This is a genomic window from Bacillus sp. N3378-2at (assembly GCF_033412715.1).
GTDB lineage: Bacteria > Bacillota > Bacilli > Bacillales > Bacillaceae > Bacillus > Bacillus subtilis.
In genome coordinates this window covers 1,203,472-1,223,808 of record NZ_CP117986.1, presented here as the reverse complement: position 1 = coordinate 1,223,808, position 20,337 = coordinate 1,203,472, and the positions used below count along the sequence as shown (strand labels likewise).

The following is a 20,337-nucleotide window of genomic DNA, read 5'->3' as shown; positions in this document are numbered from 1 at the left end:
ATGGTAGTAGGAGATTTCCCTATTGAAACAGATACTCTTGTAATTGGTGCGGGACCTGGCGGCTATGTAGCTGCCATCCGCGCTGCACAGCTTGGACAAAAAGTAACAGTCGTTGAAAAAGCAACTCTTGGAGGCGTTTGTCTGAACGTTGGATGTATCCCTTCAAAAGCGCTGATCAATGCAGGTCACCGTTATGAGAATGCAAAACATTCTGATGACATGGGAATCACTGCTGAGAATGTAACAGTTGATTTCACAAAAGTTCAAGAATGGAAAGCTTCTGTTGTCAACAAGCTTACTGGCGGTGTAGCAGGTCTTCTTAAAGGCAACAAAGTAGATGTTGTAAAAGGTGAAGCTTACTTTGTAGACAGCAATTCAGTTCGTGTTATGGATGAGAACTCTGCTCAAACATACACGTTCAAAAATGCAATCATCGCTACTGGATCTCGTCCTATCGAATTGCCAAACTTCAAATATAGTGAGCGTGTCCTGAATTCAACTGGAGCTTTGGCTCTTAAAGAAATTCCTAAAAAGCTCGTTGTTATCGGCGGCGGATACATCGGAACTGAACTTGGAACTGCGTATGCTAACTTCGGTACTGAACTTGTTATTCTTGAAGGCGGAGATGAAATTCTTCCTGGCTTCGAAAAACAAATGAGTTCTCTCGTTACACGCAGACTGAAGAAAAAAGGCAACGTTGAAATCCATACAAACGCGATGGCTAAAGGCGTTGAAGAAAGACCAGACGGCGTAACAGTTACTTTCGAAGTAAAAGGCGAAGAAAAAACGGTTGATGCTGATTACGTATTGATTACAGTAGGACGCCGTCCAAACACTGATGAGCTTGGTCTTGAGCAAGTCGGTATCGAAATGACGGACCGCGGTATTGTGAAAACTGACAAACAGTGCCGCACAAACGTACCTAACATTTATGCAATCGGTGATATCATCGAAGGACCGCCGCTTGCTCATAAAGCATCTTACGAAGGTAAAATCGCTGCAGAAGCTATCGCTGGAGAGCCTGCAGAAATCGATTACCTTGGTATTCCTGCGGTTGTTTTCTCTGAGCCTGAACTTGCATCAGTTGGTTACACTGAAGCACAGGCGAAAGAAGAAGGTCTTGACATTGTTGCTGCTAAATTCCCATTTGCAGCAAACGGCCGCGCGCTTTCTCTTAACGAAACAGACGGCTTCATGAAGCTGATCACTCGTAAAGAGGACGGTCTTGTGATCGGTGCGCAAATCGCCGGAGCAAGTGCTTCTGATATGATTTCTGAATTAAGCCTAGCGATTGAAGGCGGCATGACTGCTGAAGATATCGCGATGACAATTCACGCTCACCCAACATTGGGCGAAATCACAATGGAAGCTGCTGAAGTGGCAATCGGAAGTCCGATTCACATCGTAAAATAATTTTCATATCAAAAACAGCCCTCGCTCAAAGCGGGGCTGTTTTTTTATTTTGACAGCACATGCTGTAATGGTTTAATGATGTCTTCTTTCTTTTTCACACATCCCTCGATTTTCACCACGACATGGCGCTGATCAACAACCATAAGGGTAGGGACAGTTTCAATCTCATCTTCCCAGCCTTCTTTTTTATCATAGACCTTCATTTTATCTATTTGCTCGGGATAATCTTTTTCTAAATCAAGCAGTGCATCGTAATAAGGCGCTTCCTGGTCTATTTGGTTCTCATCAGAAAAAAACAGGATTTGTGTATGATGAATGTTGTCAATCCGGCTTTTTTTCATCGGATTGATGGTGGAAAGCGTACAGCCCGATAAAGCAAATACTATTATCAGCATGGGGAATACCGCGCGATATCGCATCTATCTTCTCCTCTGTATAAACAGTAGTTAACTAGCTTTAGTTTATCACGAGAGGCGGCTTAATCTGCTTCTTGTTACCTAATTGTTATATAATTGAAACCGTTTTTAAAGTGAGATTACATATTATATCAATCGTTTAAAATAGCAACCTGGGGTATATTGAATTTTTTGCTGCATTCTTGGATGAAAGTTCAAGAAAACGTGCAATTACATTATGTGCTGTGGCATATATATCGAGTAAAGCTTCTGTATGAAGAAGATATTGTATGATGGAAAATGGAAAAACAAGGTGAATATGATGAGATGAAATAAAATGTGTTATACAGTTTGTTGTTGACATTTTAAATGTGACATATTAATATAATAACAACAAAAGAAATTAAGCGTTTTCAAAATTCAAAGAAATGGGGAATAAGAGATGGGTACGATTGTTTGCCAAGATTGCAACGAAGCCATTCATTACTTTGAAGATGAGAAAGTGACAACATTATACGGAACATGCTGCGGACAATGTCAATGTCCTGTTGATGAAGAGTAAAAAAAAGCATGCGGCTTAAAGCCGCATGCTTTTTATTTTTTATTGAATTGCTTTTTGTTCTTTGATGACTCGGATCATATGTAAAGTCGAGTCCTCAGGTCCTTGAACAGGGAGGCCTGCGTCAAGGTTTTTAAAAATGTAGCTGATGTTTTCTTCTGTAATAATTTCTCCTGGGATGAAGATTGGAATACCAGGCGGATATACCATGACAAATTCAGCAATAATCCGTCCGGATGCTTCTTTTAATGGGATGACTTCCGTATTTGCATAGAAAGCATCACGCGGAGTCATTGCCAATAAAGGTATTTCTGGAAGCAGAACCTCAGTTTGCTGATGTGTTACATCTTGTTCTGACATTTGCTGTGCGATCTCAGTTAAAGCCTCTACAAGCCGGTCTGCATCATTTTGGCTGTCACCAGGAGTGAAAATACACAAAATATTGTACAGATCAGAAAGCTCAACCTCAATATTAAAGGATTCACGAAGCCATTTTTCCACGTCATGTCCTGTCAGGCCAAGACTTTTCACAGAGATAATCAATTTTGTCGGATCATAGCTGTAAGCTGCTTTCGACCCAAGAATCTCAGAACCGACACAATAAATGCCTTCAATCTGGTTGAGGCGATCTCTCGTCTGATTGGCAAGCTTTAGTGTTTCCTCAGCAAGCTGGTGGCCTTCTGTTGCAAGGCGTTTTCTGGCAACATCCAAAGAAGCAAGAAGCAAGTAAGAAGTTGACGTAGTTGTCAGCATGCTCAGTATTGATTGCACTCTGTCTTTTGATACAAGGCCCTCTCTCATGTTTAAAATCGAACTTTGCGTGAGTGATCCGCCCAGCTTGTGTACACTTGTCGCTGCTATGTCCGCTCCTGCCTGCATAGCCGATAGCGGCAATTCGTCGTGAAAATGAATGTGAACGCCGTGTGCTTCATCGACAAGCACTGGCACATCAAACGAATGAGCGAGTTCTACGATGCTTTTTAAGTCGGCTGCAACACCGAAATATGTCGGGTTGATGACGAGAAGCCCTTTTGCATCCGGATGTTCGGTAAGCGCCCGTTTAGCAGATTCAAGTGTAATGCCGTGGGAGATGCCCAATTCATTGTCAATTTCAGGATGAATAAAAATTGGAACCGCTCCGGAAAATACAATAGCTGTCATAATTGATTTATGAACATTTCTTGGAATAATAATTTTATCACCAGGTCCGCAAACAGCCATTACCATTGTCATAATGGCGCCGCTTGTTCCTTGAACAGAAAAAAATGTATGATCCGCTCCAAATGCTTCAGCAGCCAGATCTTGTGCTTGTTTAATAATGCCTTTTGGCGCGTGCAGATCGTCTAATGGTTCAATATTAATTAAATCTATGCTTAACGCGTTTTCACCGATAAATTGTCTGAATTCTGGGTCCATTCCTGCCCCTTTTTTATGGCCGGGAATGTGGAATTGAACAGGCTGTCTGCTTGCATGCTTTTTCAGTCCTGTGTATAAGGGTGTTTCATGTTGCGACAATTGTTTTCCCACCTTTGTAATCATACCTATGCATAATAGTGTGTATTAAAATCAGTTTCTCAACCGTTTTTTAGACGTAAAACAAATGAATTATATTATGAACTTGAAAGAATGTAAAGAACAATTTATGATCAAATGAAGATGCTTTCTCTTAAGGGAAGTAAATCTACAAGGAGTGAAGAAAATGGAGTATCAATATCCGATGAATGAAGATTGGACAACCGAAGAAGCAGTGGATGTGATTGCATTTTTCCAGCAGGTTGAGCTTGCATATGAAAAAGGGGCGGATCGTGAAGAACTGCTTAAAGCTTACCGCCGTTTCAAGGAAATTGTACCGGGGAAGGCCGAGGAAAAAAAGCTATGCGGCGAGTTTGAGGAACAAAGTACATATTCTCCTTATCGCACGGTCAAACAGGCGAGAGAATCTGATATCGCGAAGATTAAGATGTAAGAAAAAGAGCCGGGGGATATCCCGGCTCTTTTTTATGCTTGTGATACTTTTTGGGTGAGGCGGTACAGAAAAGCAAGCTGCTTAAAGGCATCGTCGATACGCTGAAGGAATTCCTGGTTATTCATATTCAGCACTTCTTCTTTTTGGAGCTGGATGCCGCATAACAGCTCAGCTTTCTTTACAGTCTGCAAACGCTCAAACAGTGTCTTCAGCTGTTCCTTGTCCATTTCAGACTGTTTATGTACTCCCGGTTTTGTGTGATCTGCAGACCAAACGAAGCTGTCAGGGATATTTTTCGTAATGGTTTCTTGGTTCATTTCAAGCAATTTGCCGTATTCTTCTTTGATAGGGGATTCATAAATAATCGCGAACCACACAAAGACGTGGCTTTCCCATAAACCAATTTGGAAATGTGGCAGTTTTTTATAGCCTCTTTTGCTGTTTGCGAACGCCACCCAGCTGTCAGCAGGGGGATTGACGGATCTTCTTGCATGCTTTGCCACATGCGGAAACATTTCATCTCCGGTTAAAGCTGATAAAGTTGGGGCAAAATGTTCGCCTAGAGCTGTAAGCTTCGGACGGACCGTCTCTTTTAATACTTCCATGCGCGCGTCTAAGCCTTCTATTGTAAATGTGTTAAAGTCCTCTTCAGTGAAACGCATTTGTGTCATGATCTTCCTCCTTCATGCTAAGTATACATATTTTATCACAGTTCATACGAGCTTCAAAAAGATTGAGTGCGTTTGAAGTAAGGGGAAATGTGGTAATAAACGAATAGGTAAACACACAATTTTCAGAATCATGTTGCGCGTAAATAGAACAATCATACGATATAAGAAGTAATCATTGTTGAATGGCAAAATGGGATGCTTTTTTACAAACAAATGATCTCTGGAAGGGGCGAAAGACAATGAGGCAAGTTGTAAAAGAGGGATTTAAGGAAGAGAAAAACAATCGTGTTGCTGTCTGGAGACTAGAGGTTGATTATGAATTGGCAACCCTATATGAAGCAATGCAGAAAGAAAATGAAGAGCAGATTGAACAAAGCAAAAACAAACTTGAGCGACTTAGAAAAGAATGGATTCGTCTTAACGGGTAAAAAAGCGATAGTGAAAACGAACCGCATGAATGGTTCGTTTTTACGTGAGAAGGGATATTTTTCATTTTCCTTGCTTTTTCATTGCCGTTATCAGTATCCTATAAAATAAAAGGTCTACATAGAAGAGAGGTACGAACGAATGACAAATTGGACGGAAATTGATGAGATTGCAAAGAAATGGATAAGAGAAGCAGGCGCGAGAATTAAACAATCCATGCATGAAAGCCTGACAATTGAAACGAAATCAAATCCGAATGATTTAGTCACCAATATTGACAAAGAAACCGAAAAGTTTTTCATTGATCGAATTCAAGAAACATTTCCGGGACATCGGATACTCGGTGAAGAGGGGCAAGGAGACAAAATCCACTCACTTGAGGGAGTCGTATGGATTATTGATCCAATTGATGGGACGATGAATTTTGTGCACCAGCAAAGAAATTTTGCGATTTCCATTGGGATTTTTGAAAACGGTGAAGGGAAAATCGGTTTAATTTATGATGTGGTGCACGATGAGCTGTATCACGCATTTAGCGGCAGAGGGGCTTATATGAATGAAACGAAGCTGGCTCCTTTAAAAGAAACCGTCATTGAAGAAGCGATTCTTGCCATTAATGCAACATGGGTAACGGAAAACAGAAGAATTGATCAAAGTGTGTTAGCGCCACTTGTGAAAAGAGTCAGAGGCACACGCTCATACGGTTCTGCCGCTTTAGAGCTGGCAAATGTCGCGGCAGGAAGAATAGATGCTTACATCACGATGCGCCTTGCGCCATGGGACTACGCAGCCGGCTGTGTGCTGTTAAATGAAGTAGGAGGCATCTATACGACCATTGAAGGAGAGCCGTTTACCTTTTTAGAAAACCACAGTGTGCTAGCCGGAAACCCATCTATACATAAAACGATATTTGAAGAGTATCTTCATGCTGGGAAGTAGGCCATTTGAGCAGGATGATCTCAGCTTGTTAGAAAAGCTCGCGGAGGCTCATCCTGTATGGAAAGAGGAGGAGTTTGGAGATAAAGATGCACAAGACTATATCATCTCCTATTCCATGTACAACGGGGTATGGCTTGTATGGGAAAAAGACGGTCTGCCTGTTGCCGTCAGCTACCATCTCGAGTGGTCTCCTTCAAACGGTAAGCCGTGGCTCGGAACGGTCCTGATTGACCCGGCTGAAGAAAAAAAGGGACATGCGAAGATGATCATTGAACAGATCAGCAAATTGCTTAGAGCCAAACACAAAGCGATGTTTGCGGGAGTTCCCATTGAGCGCAGTGAATGGATACTGTTTTTAAGCCAATGCGGCTTTGAACAGCTGAAAACGGAAAAAGATGAGAAAGGCAAATCATTTATGATCTTGGTGAAGCCTTTAGCAGAAGCTGCCGTATGATAACGGCAGCTTATTTGCTGCATGCGGGTTCAATAAAAAGCCTCTCAAACATTGAGAGGCTTCTGATGATTTGAAAATTATTTTTTTACCGCATGACACTAGTGTCGCATTAAAATAATTCAACGATTTATAAAAATCTAAATTTTCAGTAATTTTATCTTTGCATAAAAAAAGCCTTTATAATGGTAGGGCGGTAATAAACCATCCAAATCCAAAGTAAAGGACAATAAGCATGGATAAGTTTACACGAAAAACATCATTTGAACAATGGTTTTCACCGATTTTCTCCACAAAACTCGAGGAATTAGTTGAAAGCTATCAATTAAATTACTATACAAAGAAGCTACATATTGCGTCATTCTTGAAATTGTTCGTATTCGCTCAGCTCAATGAAACCGAGAGTCTGCGTGCAGTCAGTGAGACATTATTTTCTGACGACCTTCAAAAAGCGACGCATTTAGAAGCGATTAGCTTTTCGCAGCTCGGACGCCGATTAAATCAAGTGCCGACTGAAGTGTTCCAACAGGTATTTTTGGATTTAGTTGCCCAAATTCACGAGAAATCACATTATGAGCAGCGCCGAGAAACGACAACACCACTGAAAATTATCGACTCGAGTACGTTGCCATTGAACTTGAAAAACCATAAGTGGGCTGAATTCCGTAAAACAAAGTCGGGCATCAAGCTTCATTTACGTCTTGTTTACGCAGAAAAAGGCTGTTCCTATCCAGATAAAGCGGTGCTGACAAACGCGAAAGAACATGATCGTGGTCAGCTGGAAGTACTCGTTGACGACAAAGAATGCATGTACGTCTTTGACCGGGGTTACTTGGATTATGAACGATTTGACCGCATGACAGACGATGGGTATTTCTTTGTGTCACGCTTACGAAAAAACGCTGTCATTCGTGTAATCGAGCCATTTAAACTGCCTGAAGACTCGCTTGTGTTTTCAGATGAAATGGTTTTGATTGGTACACCACAAAACCGTGCAGAAAACGCTTTTCGCCTCATCAAAGTGCTCGATTCAAAAGGAAACGAACTGCATCTGATCACGAATCGATTTGATTTAAGCGCTGACGAAATCGCTGAGTTATATAAGTCGCGCTGGGCAATCGAGCTATTTTTTAAATGGCTGAAGCAGCACCTGAACATCAAAAAGTTCTACGCGCAGAGCGAACAAGGCGTACATAATCAAGTGTATATCGCAATGATTGTATATTGCCTAAATGTACTGGCACAGCTGAACACGAACAGTTCAAGGACGTACTTACAAATTAGTCGCTTACTCAAAGCGGCACCATGGAAATCCGCTCATTTATGGCTACGAAAAATCGTAGGGAAAACCGTGCCCTAAAGAATTTCACAGGTCTGTTGCACTCGTCAAAGATTATAGTAAAAAAATGGATGTTAACTACCTCTATTCAAATGTCTTTGTTTTTCTTCTCATGAGCAAAAACAAGAAAGCAGAAAATTCAGTCAAAATTTATGCAACACTAGTGACCGCATGAATATAATGAATCGTTTCAAACGCTGACAAATTGTCTTTTCGATTACTAAAGAAAAGGTCATTGATGTCGTCTGGTGATAGATGTTCATAGATCAGTAAACCAGATGACTCTAACAGATGTTCAATCTCTTGATAAGTGAAACATGATTTCATCGGTTCCCCGCTTGCGGCAGCCATCTTCACCATATGTTCAACTCGATTCGACGTCCCTTTTGCTGTAAAAAGTGTTTCGTCCGCATAATCAAAAACAATAGAGCTTCCAGGCGGGACATGAGAAAATAAATTGCTTATCAAGCTTGCATTTTCTTCCTGTGTTACATAATAAGACACTCCGAGAAGGCTGAAGAATGTTTTTGTGTTCTTAAATCCTTCATCTAAAAGAGGATCATATGAAAACGTTTTGGTGAAATCCATAGGAACAAAATGAAGATGACCCGGAATTGTCAGATTTGCATCCTTCAGCTTATTTTTTTTGAATTGCTGTGTAGCCGGATGGTCAACCTCGAAAACCTGTAAGCTGTTTTCTAATTCTGGATGCCGAAAGCAGAAAGTATCCAGCCCCGCTCCAAGAATGACATACTGTTTTGCTCCCAGCATTAATTCGTTGTGCAAGACTTTTTCACAATAAGAAGCACGTGCTAGGGGCGTGGGAGACAGCTGGATTTGTGCAACCCATTTTAATATTTTTTCAGGATCATTTTGAAGACGTTCGGCGATCTCTTTGTTGAAAAACGATATTCCTTGAATCATATTTTTACTGATGTCGATAAACTCTTTTTCGTTAATGAGATCTTTTGCGATAAAATCATCAAAAATAAGAGGTGTGTCATATCGGCTGTGATATGCACGGGCAAAAGCTGAAATTAGAGACGTTAAGCTGGACTCATTTTTCCTCATGAAATGATCCTCCACAAAAAATAAGATTCCCCTGGCCAGGAGAATCTTATTATACATACAAATATATTAATAGTAAATTTTAGCATAAATAAATTTTTTTGTCAATGTTTTTGCTTTTAACTGGACGCGCGATCCTTCACATAGCCACGTGACCTGTAGCAGAATTCGTCTATCAATTATGTGGACTGAATCATTAGCTTTTATAAAATGCGCACTTGCGGCTGCATCCCTCTTTTTGCAAATCAGAATCGGTTGCTGTCTCATGACAGCATCTTTTCGTTGTTTCTGCTGAAGAGAGAAATCAAGATATGTAACAAAAAAGCCTGAGGGATCTCAGGCTTTTCCTAATATTACAATCCAACAGCATTCCAGGCTGCTTCAACTTTAGCGGCATCAGTTGAGCCGTAGAGGTCACGGGCAGACTGAATGAGAGCTGCCTTGGCATCTTTGAACGTGGAAGAAGGCGTGAGGTACGTTGTTAACGCACGGTAATAGATTTGCTGTGATTTAGATACACCAAGTTTTGTGATGGTGTTGTAAGCGGCTTTGTTTGGAATTCCGCTGTTTGTGTGTACACCGCCATAATCGCCTTCATCTGTGTTTGGAAGGTTTCTGTAATTGGCGTAATTGTCAGGCTGGTTGTATTTTGTAGGGTTGGACAGGCTGCGAAGAGCAGGCTGGCTGACCGTAATGTCTTCACCGATGTCCCAGTCTTCTGTATCGTTAAAATACCCGAATACGTCAGAGAAAGACTCGTTTAATGCACCTGGCTGATTTTCATAAATCAAGTTGGCTGTTTCTTGGGTGACGCCATGTGTCATTTCATGCGCTGTCACATCTAATGAGCCGGAAAGCGGAGAGAAGAATGAACCGTCGCCATCACCGTAAATCATCTGGTCTCCTGTCCATGCAGCGTTATTGTATTGAGTGCCGTAGTGAACGGAAGAAACGATTTTACTGCCTCTGTTATCATAGCTGTTTCGTTTAAAGTTTGAATAAAAATAATCGTACACTTTACCGAGGTTATAGTGTGCGTCAACGGCTGCCCGCTGTGATGAAGATGTAAATGTTTTCGTTGTGCTTGAGACAAGCGTGCCCGGAAGGCGGCTTTGTCTGTTTTGCAAATCATATGTGATGATTTGGGTGCCTGTTGGTTTTGAAAGATCTCTTAGAACATATTTTCCGCCTTCATAAGAGATGTTCAAAGGAACAGTTGCGCCCTTTAGAGTTGTCCCGCTTCCAGTGGCGGCGGCATGTTCTACTTTATTTTGCTGTTTTAAAATGCTGCCTGTTTCAGCGTCAACTAAGACTTCCCAGTTTGCAGGTTCAGGCTCGACATAGCGAATCGTCACGTCGTAAGCAAGACGATAGCTGCCGTCCTTTGTTTCTATCGCTTTCAATTCGGCTTTATTGCTGTTTTTGGCCGCTCCGTTAGAAACAGCGTCTGGTGATTTGCCGATAGCTTTGAAAGCGAGTGCCAGCGCTTTTTCAGAAGAGACTTTTTGGCTGTTATCTGTTTTTGCAGCAGATTGATTGTGTAATTCACCATTGACCGCATAGACATTATCGGATTTATCGACGTGAACGATCACTTGCGAATCTTTAATTGGCACTCCGTTAACGACAGGCGCATATCGAAAGTGTTTGTATCCAAGGGCATCAGTCGTGCTTTCAACAAGCTTCAGCCTTTTGGAAGGGTCACCTTTAAAAATGTTGCTGTTCTTTTTCAAAAACTGCTTGACAGCCTTGTCATTTGGTGCAGAGAGTTCTGATTGCGCAATCGCGTTTTTGGAGAGGAAATTTGTTTGATTCTCTTTAAGCTGATGACCTTCAGCAGCCTGAACACCAGGAAGGCTGATTGATAAACTCATAAACGAAGCAGCGACAGCAACAGACAATTTCTTACCTAAACCCACAATAAATCCCCCTTTTTGAAAATACTGAAAACTTTATATTGTTATATTAAACTAGCATTCTGGAATACTCAACAAAAACTAACATAACTAGACAAAATTGATAGTATTGTCCTGTGTTTGTTTTTGTTGAATAATATCAAGATGAGTCAAGTGTCATGTGACGGTTCACTCAAGAGTTATGTTTTTTACATATCAAGGGGAAGATGAGATATTTTTGTTTCATCTTGAAACTTTTTGAAAAGTCCGCTGTCTAACCGAATGAGGCCTTAATAAGAAGTAAAGGATTGTTGTTCGTGTTGGAGTTATTCAGTCATTATGTATTGCATTTCGAACGTTATTTTATATTAAGCAGACAAAGCACCCTGCTGATTCAATGGTCAATTGTTGTTCTGGCGGGCTTATATCTTTTGGTGCATCATCCCAAAATAAACCTGCAGCGCACAATGTTCTTGGCGGGTGTTATGTTGCGGATTGTGCTGCTGGCGGGAGTGTCTGTTGAACTTATTCACCAGGTGCAATCAACAAACTTCACCAGCGCTTACTTAAGAGAGGACGGAAAAGAACTGTTGCCGCTGCTGCATTTTTTGTTATACGGATATGTGCTGCTGACGGCTTTTCACTATATGTTGATGCCGCGTGATCATGGCGGAAAGGGTAAGTTTTATACGTTCGACCTTGCCGTTGTCAGTTTGCCAATCGTACAAATGATATTCAGTTTCTTTACGTATTGGAAGGAAAATCCGGATGGAGTCGAGCCAGTTGCATTCGTGTTTCTGTTTTTCATTATTACTCTTTCTATTGTGTTGAATGTTGTGTTTTTCAAGCTGTATTGGAGAACAAATAAGATTTTACTAGGCTTATTTTATACGCTGATTATCGGACTGCTTGTCTTGCTGCTTGCGCCATATCCCAATCAAATCTCAAAAGATTATGGTGCAGTAATGCCATATACGATTTATTTGGCAATGGCGGGATTTTTGATGAGCTATCATCTGTTCCAAAAGTCAGGAAAGGTTTATGTGCGTGTGAATAAGTGGGTGACGATGGCTGTCATGGTGTTTTTTGTCCTGCTGTTAAATCCGATATATAACATAGGAACGGCTGCTTTCGCTGTATCAAAACCGATAAATGTCCATGATTCATTCAATTATGTCGGGGAGCACATTTCATCAGAAAAAGCGGAACAGATACTAAAGTCATTTTTTCCTACGGATGAAACACTTTATTTGCACGATACAAACATGGATGTGCATTATTTCTACTCATTTGAAAGCAAGAGTTATAAAGCTGAGGTAGATGAAGTATCGCAGCTGATTCGTAATTATGAATACTTACAAAAAGCGCATGGGAAAAAGCTAACGAATCAGGAGTACAAGCGAAAGTCCATCGCTTTCCTTGAGCGACACGGACGTGTGTTACATAAGGATCATATCGAAACAAAGGTATCTCAAGAAGACGGCCAGACAGTCGTACGTATTTACCTGAAAAATCAACTTCATAAAAAAGATCATGCTGATGATGGCGCGGTATTTTATTGGGAAAAGGAAACCTTAATGGGGTTTAGTGAAGATCCTTCGATTTATCAGCTTGACTCTCTTCTGCATGTTCATATAACAGAACAAAACATTCACGATAAAGTGGAACAAATGTTTACAGCGCTGAACATATCAAAACAGCCTTATCAGATCACTGATATTGAAAGCGACAGCCTGCTCGGAAGCATGGTGAGAGTTGAAACAAAAGATGGAATTGTATTGGAGTTTGATGGAGAATCCGGTAGTTTACACAGTCTCTCGATTCCAATGAAAAAGGAAATTTCACTGACTAACAGCCGGCTGCAGCGGCAGGTATTAACGGTCTTCGATGCTGATGTATCAGAAATGAAGAAAAAAAGCAGTCAGAGTGACATGGTGATGTATACTGATTCTTCTAAAACATATGAGTTTTTTGAAGATCAAGGTCAGCTAAACGTTTATGTATACAGCGATACACCTAATCAGTCATTCCCCTATACGTATCGTAATGGAACATTGGCTTACGAAAAGGTAGCTTCTCTATATCAGGATGTTATTTACAAAAAGCGTATGCGTCCGATTATCGTTCAAAGAGAGGATGAACGGCATTATGCATGGCTGATCATTATTCAGCCGTTTGGTTCAAATCGCCATGATGCCTATGTAGTGGATGGAGAAACACAAGAGGTGAAAAGTCTTTATGAATCATAAAGAAAAAGAATCTGTTTTTGTAGACTTATACGACCTGTATAAAGAAGGAGAGCTAGAGGATGAATCAATGGAATGGATGAAACAGCATGAATCCCTATTTCAAAAGAATGCGGAAGACTTAAAGAGTAAAACTTGTTTAAAGAGAAGTCCCGGTGCTGAAGAAGAAAGCCAAATCAGATATATGAAAGTATACCTGTCTTCCATGTATATCTGTTTCATTTTATTGGCCATTTGGATGACGGTGTGGTTTTACTTTTAATGAAGCATAGGGATTCCATTGAGGACTTGTATCGGCAGTATTATCAAGAAATTTTAAATTATTTATTCAGAAGGACTCATCATCTTGAAACAGCCAAGGACTTAGCGCAGGACACGTTTGTAAAAGCTCTTAACGGTCTGGCTTCGTTTAGGGGGCATTCTTCCATCAGAACATGGCTCTACACCATTGCGCATCATACCTTTATCAATTGGTACCGAAGGGATGTCAATACCAATTTACTGAAATCAGCAAAAATGAAGGGTTAACGCAAACAACTTATGACCAGCCTGAACAGTATCTGTCACGGACGGTGAAAAGCGAAACACTGCGGCAGGAGCTCCTGAAGTTAAAAGATCAGCATCAATCCGTTTTGATTTTAAGAGAATTCCAAGAGCTTTCTTATGAAGAAATCGCTGAGATATTAGGATGGAGTCTTTCTAAGGTGAAAACCACATTGCACCGGGCTAGATTAGAGCTAAAGAAAAACATGACGAAAAGTAGAGAGGAGGAGCGGATATGACCTGCTTTCTAGTAAGAGACCTGCTTCCTCTGTATCTTGAAGGTGATTGTAAAAGAGAAACGGAACACGTTATAGAAGCGCATTTAAAAATGTGCAGCAGCTGCAGAGACATGTATGACACGATGGCTGAGCCATTTGAATTGGAAAGCGAACAGGCCGTTGAGGAGGCTTATCTGCCGGAAGAAGAACTGCGTTTTAAACAGAGGTACTATGGATTACTGATCATGAAAGCTGCCTGCTGGTTTGGAGCGGCGGTTGCCATGATGCTGATCATCAAACTGCTGATATAAAAAAAGCGCTTGTCCGATTCCGGCAAGCGCTTTTTTACATTAAGCCTGGGGATGAATCATATCGTAAATAGCGGCAAGCTGTTCTTGTGACAGGGCACTGAAGAGTTTTTCATAAACGTCAGCTTGCAGTGGCGTTGCACCTGCTTGTAGCGCTGCGTCTTTATCATAGCTGTACACATCATCTTGTAGCACAATGGCTGCTTGAAGAATGTGAATCTTGAGAGAAACAGCGGAGAAAAATTGTTCAAGTGCAAGTGCTTCTTTTTCTGTGAAGCCAAGTTCAACTGCTTTTTCTGTATCAAATTTGTAATTTCCATCCTCGAGATACACACATTGTGAAACAATGCTGAAAAATTCTGATGTCGATTCCCAGAGTGTAGCAATTACCTGAGCCTCTTCTTTTGTCATTCCTAACTCGACAGCTTTTTCGCTGTCAAAATAATATACACCGTCTTGTTCGTAAATACATTGATTTAATATATCAATGAATGTATTGAGATCTTCGTTAGTGCTCGCCTGATGCTGGAGTTGAACAGCAGTGTTATCAACCGGTGTTTTTGCGCTGGCTGCATCAGGACCGAACGTTAATAGAGCAGCTGAGGTCATTGCGGCAGTCGTTAACATAGCTTTTTTTACAAATGTTTTCTTCATGTTTCTTCTCTCCCTTTTATGAATTGTGCTACAAATTCCATTATAGGGAGTAGTTTCCGGTGAAGGAATAGGCGCTATGGTATTTTATGTGTATCGTTGCCGAACTACTTTTTGAAGGCTGCACGTGTGATCGTTAGAACGATTGTCTATGTATGAAGGCTGTTTTGCATCTTCCTGACTAAGAAACAGGGGAGATAAGGCTTAAAGAAATGAAAAACACCGCTTTCTTTGCGGTGTTTTTTGATTACAATGTCGCCGGCGGGGCAATGCTTTTAATCAAGCAAGCCTTGTTCGCGCATTTTCTTTTTTAATGTAAATCCGCCGCCCATGACAGCGCAAACAAGTACAATGCTGGCGATAATGCCTGCAGGGCTTTTTTCAGCGATAAAGACGCCGATCAGCATAATGCTGAAAACCGCTGCAAATGCAAATAATAGTAAAAGCCAATTCATTTTTTTCATAAATTCCATCCCCTTTTACGTCTTATATTAAGTTTACAGAAAAACGTGACGCTTTTAAAGAGGATGTGTGATATAATATGAAAGTTATCTAATTTTTTTAGGAGATGAAAAAGTGAAACTTCGAAATGATCTTCGCAACATCGCGATTATTGCCCACGTTGACCATGGGAAAACGACTCTAGTCGATCAGCTTTTACATCAGGCTGGTACGTTCCGTGCCAACGAACAGGTTGCTGAACGCGCAATGGACTCTAATGATCTTGAACGCGAACGCGGCATTACAATATTGGCGAAAAATACTGCGATTAACTATAAAGATACACGTATCAATATTTTGGACACCCCTGGACACGCAGACTTTGGGGGAGAAGTAGAACGGATTATGAAAATGGTTGACGGCGTAGTGCTTGTCGTTGACGCATATGAAGGCTGTATGCCTCAAACTCGTTTTGTTCTGAAAAAAGCTCTTGAGCAAAACCTGAACCCTGTTGTTGTTGTAAACAAAATTGACCGTGACTTTGCTCGTCCAGAGGAAGTTATCGATGAAGTTCTGGATCTGTTCATTGAGCTTGATGCTAATGAAGAGCAGCTCGAGTTCCCAGTGGTATATGCTTCCGCGATTAATGGAACAGCGAGTCTTGATCCGAAACAACAGGATGAAAACATGGAAGCTTTATATGAAACCATTATTAAGCATGTTCCGGCCCCTGTTGATAATGCAGAGGAGCCGCTTCAATTCCAAGTTGCCCTTCTTGACTACAACGACTATGTAGGCCGTATCGGAATCGGACGCGTATTCCGCGGCACAATGAAAGTCGGACAGCAGGTTTCTCTTATGAAGCTTGACGGAACGGCAAAGTCATTCCGTGTTACAAAGATTTTTGGTTTCCAAGGCTTAAAGCGTGTGGAAATTGAAGAAGCAAAAGCGGGAGACCTCGTTGCGGTTTCCGGGATGGAAGATATCAACGTTGGTGAAACGGTATGTCCTGTAGACCATCAAGATCCGCTTCCAGTGCTTCGCATTGATGAGCCGACACTTCAAATGACATTTGTCGTGAACAACAGTCCGTTTGCAGGCCGTGAAGGCAAATATGTAACGGCCCGCAAAATCGAAGAGCGTCTTCAATCACAGCTTCAGACGGATGTGAGCTTGCGTGTTGAGCCAACAGCTTCTCCTGATGCTTGGGTTGTTTCAGGACGCGGTGAGCTGCACTTGTCAATTTTAATTGAAAATATGCGTCGTGAGGGCTATGAGCTTCAAGTGTCAAAACCTGAAGTTATTATCAAAGAAATCGACGGCGTACGCTGTGAGCCTGTTGAACGTGTGCAAATTGATGTTCCTGAAGAGCATACTGGCTCTGTCATGGAATCAATGGGTGCCCGCAAAGGCGAAATGGTTGATATGATCAACAACGGAAACGGCCAAGTCCGTCTCATCTTTACAGTTCCTTCCCGCGGATTGATCGGTTACTCTACAGAATTCCTATCATTAACACGCGGATTCGGTATTTTGAACCATACGTTTGACAGCTACCAGCCGATGCAGGCAGGCCAAGTCGGCGGACGCCGTCAAGGTGTACTTGTGTCAATGGAAAACGGAAAAGCAACATCATACGGTATTCAAGGAATTGAAGACCGCGGTGTCATCTTCGTTGAGCCGGGTACTGAAGTATACGAAGGAATGATCGTTGGAGAGCATAACCGTGACAACGACCTTGTTGTTAACGTCAGCAAAATGAAACAGCAAACAAACGTCCGTTCCGCGACAAAGGATCAGACAACTACAATTAAAAAAGCGCGCATCATGTCTCTTGAGGAGTCTCTAGAGTACTTAAACGAAGATGAATATTGTGAAGTAACACCTGAATCCATCCGTTTAAGAAAGAAGATCCTCAATAAGAACGAACGTGAAAAAGCAGCTAAAAAGAAAAAAACAGCAGGATTGTCTTAATCTCGTGCAGAATTTGAAAAGATAGAACCCGTACGTTTACAGGGGAGGGAATCTTTTTGAATGACGTAAGCGAACGCCTGTCGTTCTTCGCCGCTCTATATCAAGTAGACCGGCAGCCTGCGGCAGGCATGTGGCTGCTGTACGGCACGATTTTTGTGTTGGCCGTTATTGTATTTAAGCTTGGATTTGCTAAACGGCTTCCTGTATTAAAATCTGCAGTGGTGTATGTATTTTTGGCTTTGGGCTGCACTGTTTTGACTTTTTTAGGGGTGTTTTTGCCCGTGGCAGAAGGATTGGTCGTCGCTGCGCTGATTTTAATCATTTACAAAATCCGGCTGTATCAGTCGAAAAAAGGACAGTCTGCAAAATCATAAAAGACTCAGCTGAAAGCTGAGTCTTTTTTGTGTTCTGTATGGTTAAGCGGCCGCTTTATTTTTTGACTTTTTCTTTTTTCTGCTGTCCCGGGTGAAAAGTAAATTTTCCCGTTTTCAGCCGTTCCTCTGTTTTTTTGGCAATCCGATCGTGGCATTCCTGGCACATATATGTATGGATCGGGCGGTTTCGAAGCCGTTTCGCGATCAGGGTATCATCATCAATTGTTTCAATTTTATCGCAAATAGAACATTTGACCCTCATCATATCACCTCTTTCACTAACATGTATTATACCACGGATCAGAAGCTGTCCAAAATAAGAAAAAGCTAAAGCGCAAGGCTATAGCTTAGTCATTGTTGTTCTTTTTCATATGATGATCAGATTGATCGTTTTGCTCCTTCTCCATTTCCTGTTGCTGTTTTCTATTTAATTGGTCATTTTGCTGCTTTGTTTGCGGTTCGTCTTCATTGTCAATCACATCGTTAGGCACTTCGGGAAGCACTCGGCCGACAATTGCAGCTAATTCATCCAGTATACCTGTTACCGGATGGCCCTCGCTGATTTCTCTGCTCATTTCGCGAAGGCGGCCTACCGTATCGGGATCAGCAATGACTACTGCGTTGGCGCCATATCGATCATTCTTTAGCGCCTGAGCTACAGAATATTTAATGGTTTCCACTTTGCTTCTGTCCAAAGTATCATCGACATCAATCCCAACAACAGCATAACCCCCCAGCACAACGGCTGTTGCATCCTTGACGTCGGGGTTTTTTTCAGCAACGCTGACAAGATGCTTGGCAATATCCGTTCTTGTTCCATTGTCTTTTGTTTCTTGAGTTGTGTCCTTTACGTGAATCGGTTTAGTCTCCTGCTGTCTTGTTGATTCTTTTTCAACATTCTGGCCCTGTTTTCCTTGTTGATAGGCACAAGCGGACAGGATAAGTGTCAGCTGTACGATAATGAAAAGAATTCGCACTTGCGGGTTCCCTCCTTAAAATGCTTTCATTAATTTTATTGTTGAATTAACCTTCTATCTTTATGCACAAAAACATATATTTTAGCAGGCATTCACCTTTTTCATCAAAAGAGAAGCAGGAAGAACTTTGACCCTTATATCAGGAGGCTGAGACTTGAGTAAAATTTATGTGTTAGATACGAATGTGTTATTACAGGATCCTAACGCGATATTTTCTTTTGAAGAAAATGAGGTTGTCATCCCTGCTGTCGTTTTAGAAGAGGTTGATTCAAAAAAACGGTATATGGACGAAGTTGGGAGGAATGCAAGGCACGTATCTAAGCTAATCGATGCGCTAAGACAAAAGGGCAGGCTGCATGAGCATGTACCGCTTGACACCGGCGGCACACTGAGAATTGAACTGAATCATCGTTCGTTTCACCAGCTGCAAGAGATCTTTATTGAAAAGACGAACGATAATCGCATATTAGCCGTTGCGAAAAACTTGAGCCTAGAGGAAGAAACCAAGGAAAATGGCAGGCCGGTTATCCTCGTCAGTAAGGATGTACTGGTCAGGGTTAAAGCCGACGCAATCGGACTGCTTGCTGAAGATTTCTTGAATGACCGGGTTGTGGACAATGATGAAATGTACAGCGGCTATAAAGATTTATATATCAGCCAGCAGCTGTTCAGCTCTTTTTACGGGAAAAATCAAATTTCAGTAAACGATGTGAAACAGCATGCGTTTTATCCGAATCAGTTTGCTTTAATGAAGGATGAGCTAGGAGGGTCCTCCTCGGCAGTCGGAATTGCAGACAAAACCGGAACGGTATTAAAAAGACTCGTATTTGATGATGAACATATATGGGGAATCAGGCCGAAAAATGTACAGCAGACAATGGCTTTAGAGCTTTTGCTGCGGGAAGATATTCCGCTTGTCACCCTGATCGGAAAAGCAGGAACCGGCAAAACGCTCTTAACTTTGGCGGCAGGGCTATTACAGACAGAAGACTTGGGAATATATAAAAAGCTGGTTGTCGCAAGGCCGATTGTTCCTGTTGGCAAGGACATCGGGTATTTGCCAGGTGAAAAAGAGGAAAAGCTAAAGCCTTGGATGCAGCCGATTTTTGACAACTTAGAGTTTCTGTTTAATGCAAAAAAACCAGGGGAGCTTGATGCTATTTTGGCGGGAATTGGCTCAATTCAGGTAGAGGCGCTGACTTATATCAGAGGGAGAAGCATTCCAGATCAATTTATTATCATTGATGAAGCGCAAAATTTGACCAGGCATGAGGTGAAAACGTTGCTGACGAGAGTCGGTGAAGGCAGTAAAATTGTCTTAATGGGTGACCCTGAACAAATTGATCACCCATATTTAGACAGTCTGAACAATGGTTTGGCCTATGTGGTTGAGCGGTTTAAAGGACAACCCATCTCAGGCAGCGTGAAGCTGTTAAAAGGTGAGAGATCAGGTCTCGCCCAGCTCGCAGCTGATTTGCTGTAA

The 20,337-nt window shown here is 41.6% G+C and carries 22 protein-coding genes and 1 pseudogene; 14 read left to right on the top strand and 9 right to left on the bottom strand.

From position 1 onward, the window contains the following. On the top strand, positions 1 to 1,413 hold the full coding sequence (lpdA, locus tag PUN35_RS06730; protein ID WP_003232309.1) for a dihydrolipoyl dehydrogenase: 1,413 nt from the start codon (positions 1 to 3) through the stop codon (positions 1,411 to 1,413). A gap of 44 nt (positions 1,414 to 1,457) precedes the next feature. Here lpdA and slp read toward each other — a convergent pair whose 3' ends face one another. Then, positions 1,458 to 1,832, bottom strand: a complete 375-nt coding sequence (slp, locus tag PUN35_RS06725) for a peptidoglycan-associated lipoprotein Slp (RefSeq protein WP_003245672.1) — start codon at positions 1,830 to 1,832, stop codon at positions 1,458 to 1,460. A 418-nt stretch (positions 1,833 to 2,250) separates the two neighbouring features. Between slp and PUN35_RS06720 the strand changes: the two genes are divergently transcribed. After that, on the top strand, positions 2,251 to 2,370 hold the full coding sequence (locus PUN35_RS06720; RefSeq protein ID WP_003232305.1) for a GapA-binding peptide SR1P: 120 nt from the start codon (positions 2,251 to 2,253) through the stop codon (positions 2,368 to 2,370). Between the two features lie 39 nt (positions 2,371 to 2,409). Here PUN35_RS06720 and speA read toward each other — a convergent pair whose 3' ends face one another. Continuing rightward, positions 2,410 to 3,882: an arginine decarboxylase gene (gene speA / locus PUN35_RS06715; protein WP_014479695.1), complete on the bottom strand. Its 1,473-nt coding sequence runs from the start codon at positions 3,880 to 3,882 to the stop codon at positions 2,410 to 2,412. Between the two features lie 184 nt (positions 3,883 to 4,066). Here speA and PUN35_RS06710 point away from each other — a divergent pair, with 184 nt between their 5' ends. Continuing rightward, on the top strand, positions 4,067 to 4,333 hold the full coding sequence (locus PUN35_RS06710) for a UPF0223 family protein (protein WP_014479696.1): 267 nt from the start codon (positions 4,067 to 4,069) through the stop codon (positions 4,331 to 4,333). Positions 4,334 to 4,365: 32 nt separating this feature from the next. Here the strand turns inward: PUN35_RS06710 and PUN35_RS06705 are convergent, their stop codons facing one another. Then, on the bottom strand, positions 4,366 to 5,004 hold the full coding sequence (locus PUN35_RS06705) for a YktB family protein (RefSeq protein WP_014479697.1): 639 nt from the start codon (positions 5,002 to 5,004) through the stop codon (positions 4,366 to 4,368). Positions 5,005 to 5,243: 239 nt separating this feature from the next. Between PUN35_RS06705 and PUN35_RS06700 the strand changes: the two genes are divergently transcribed. The 4 genes from PUN35_RS06700 to PUN35_RS06685 all read left to right on the top strand — a co-directional run bounded on the left by PUN35_RS06700 (position 5,244) and on the right by PUN35_RS06685 (position 8,180). Further along, positions 5,244 to 5,432 (top strand): hypothetical protein, encoded by a 189-nt coding sequence (locus tag PUN35_RS06700; RefSeq protein ID WP_009967148.1) that lies wholly within the window; start codon positions 5,244 to 5,246, stop codon positions 5,430 to 5,432. Between the two features lie 139 nt (positions 5,433 to 5,571). After that, the gene (suhB, locus tag PUN35_RS06695; protein WP_014476703.1) at positions 5,572 to 6,369 is read left to right on the top strand and encodes an inositol-1-monophosphatase; all 798 of its coding nucleotides are present in this window, start codon (positions 5,572 to 5,574) and stop codon (positions 6,367 to 6,369) included. A 25-nt stretch (positions 6,370 to 6,394) separates the two neighbouring features. Further along, positions 6,395 to 6,823, top strand: coding sequence for a GNAT family protein (locus tag PUN35_RS06690; RefSeq protein WP_072174091.1), 429 nt, complete (start codon positions 6,395 to 6,397; stop codon positions 6,821 to 6,823). 232 nt (positions 6,824 to 7,055) lie between these two features. Continuing rightward, positions 7,056 to 8,180 (top strand): IS4-like element IS4Bsu1 family transposase, encoded by a 1,125-nt coding sequence (locus PUN35_RS06685; RefSeq protein WP_014478926.1) that lies wholly within the window; start codon positions 7,056 to 7,058, stop codon positions 8,178 to 8,180. A gap of 129 nt (positions 8,181 to 8,309) precedes the next feature. On the opposite strand, the gene PUN35_RS06680 is transcribed toward PUN35_RS06685, so the two are convergent. Both PUN35_RS06680 and nprE read right to left on the bottom strand, forming a co-directional pair. After that, complete coding sequence (locus PUN35_RS06680) at positions 8,310 to 9,230, bottom strand: class I SAM-dependent methyltransferase (protein WP_014479699.1); 921 nt, start codon at positions 9,228 to 9,230, stop codon at positions 8,310 to 8,312. A gap of 350 nt (positions 9,231 to 9,580) precedes the next feature. After that, positions 9,581 to 11,146, bottom strand: coding sequence for a neutral metalloprotease NprE (gene nprE, locus PUN35_RS06675; protein WP_014479700.1), 1,566 nt, complete (start codon positions 11,144 to 11,146; stop codon positions 9,581 to 9,583). A gap of 284 nt (positions 11,147 to 11,430) precedes the next feature. Here nprE and PUN35_RS06670 point away from each other — a divergent pair, with 284 nt between their 5' ends. The 4 genes and pseudogenes from PUN35_RS06670 to sigQ all read left to right on the top strand — a co-directional run bounded on the left by PUN35_RS06670 (position 11,431) and on the right by sigQ (position 14,440). Next, a complete protein-coding gene (locus tag PUN35_RS06670; protein WP_072592530.1) occupies positions 11,431 to 13,371 on the top strand; it encodes a hypothetical protein in 1,941 nt (646 codons plus the stop codon). Further along, positions 13,361 to 13,630 (top strand): hypothetical protein, encoded by a 270-nt coding sequence (locus PUN35_RS06665; RefSeq protein WP_003232287.1) that lies wholly within the window; start codon positions 13,361 to 13,363, stop codon positions 13,628 to 13,630. Before PUN35_RS06670 ends, PUN35_RS06665 begins: the two co-directional genes overlap by 11 nt. Then, a pseudogene (gene ylaC, locus PUN35_RS06660) lies at positions 13,630 to 14,150 on the top strand (RNA polymerase sigma factor YlaC). The gene PUN35_RS06665 and the pseudogene ylaC overlap by 1 nt, the downstream one beginning before the upstream one ends. Continuing rightward, on the top strand, positions 14,147 to 14,440 hold the full coding sequence (sigQ, locus tag PUN35_RS06655; RefSeq protein ID WP_014479703.1) for an anti-YlaC sigma factor ylaD: 294 nt from the start codon (positions 14,147 to 14,149) through the stop codon (positions 14,438 to 14,440). Before ylaC ends, sigQ begins: the two are co-directional and overlap by 4 nt. 39 nt (positions 14,441 to 14,479) lie before the next feature. Here the strand turns inward: sigQ and PUN35_RS06650 are convergent, their stop codons facing one another. Both PUN35_RS06650 and PUN35_RS06645 read right to left on the bottom strand, forming a co-directional pair. Then, the gene (locus tag PUN35_RS06650; protein ID WP_003232282.1) at positions 14,480 to 15,091 is read right to left on the bottom strand and encodes a hypothetical protein; all 612 of its coding nucleotides are present in this window, start codon (positions 15,089 to 15,091) and stop codon (positions 14,480 to 14,482) included. Positions 15,092 to 15,363: 272 nt separating this feature from the next. Then, positions 15,364 to 15,552 (bottom strand): YlaF family protein, encoded by a 189-nt coding sequence (locus PUN35_RS06645; RefSeq protein ID WP_003245500.1) that lies wholly within the window; start codon positions 15,550 to 15,552, stop codon positions 15,364 to 15,366. 112 nt (positions 15,553 to 15,664) lie between these two features. Here PUN35_RS06645 and typA point away from each other — a divergent pair, with 112 nt between their 5' ends. Both typA and PUN35_RS06635 read left to right on the top strand, forming a co-directional pair. Next, the gene (gene typA / locus PUN35_RS06640) at positions 15,665 to 17,503 is read left to right on the top strand and encodes a translational GTPase TypA (protein ID WP_003232278.1); all 1,839 of its coding nucleotides are present in this window, start codon (positions 15,665 to 15,667) and stop codon (positions 17,501 to 17,503) included. A 56-nt stretch (positions 17,504 to 17,559) separates the two neighbouring features. Then, on the top strand, positions 17,560 to 17,877 hold the full coding sequence (locus tag PUN35_RS06635; protein ID WP_003232274.1) for a YlaH-like family protein: 318 nt from the start codon (positions 17,560 to 17,562) through the stop codon (positions 17,875 to 17,877). Between the two features lie 55 nt (positions 17,878 to 17,932). On the opposite strand, the gene PUN35_RS06630 is transcribed toward PUN35_RS06635, so the two are convergent. Both PUN35_RS06630 and PUN35_RS06625 read right to left on the bottom strand, forming a co-directional pair. Further along, the gene (locus tag PUN35_RS06630) at positions 17,933 to 18,142 is read right to left on the bottom strand and encodes a YlaI family protein (RefSeq protein ID WP_003232271.1); all 210 of its coding nucleotides are present in this window, start codon (positions 18,140 to 18,142) and stop codon (positions 17,933 to 17,935) included. A gap of 82 nt (positions 18,143 to 18,224) precedes the next feature. Further along, entirely contained in the window at positions 18,225 to 18,854 is a 630-nt protein-coding gene (locus PUN35_RS06625; protein WP_014479704.1) for a YhcN/YlaJ family sporulation lipoprotein, read from the bottom strand. Between the two features lie 154 nt (positions 18,855 to 19,008). On the opposite strand from PUN35_RS06625, the gene PUN35_RS06620 reads away from it, so the two are divergent. Continuing rightward, positions 19,009 to 20,337, top strand: a complete 1,329-nt coding sequence (locus PUN35_RS06620; RefSeq protein WP_014479705.1) for a PhoH family protein — start codon at positions 19,009 to 19,011, stop codon at positions 20,335 to 20,337.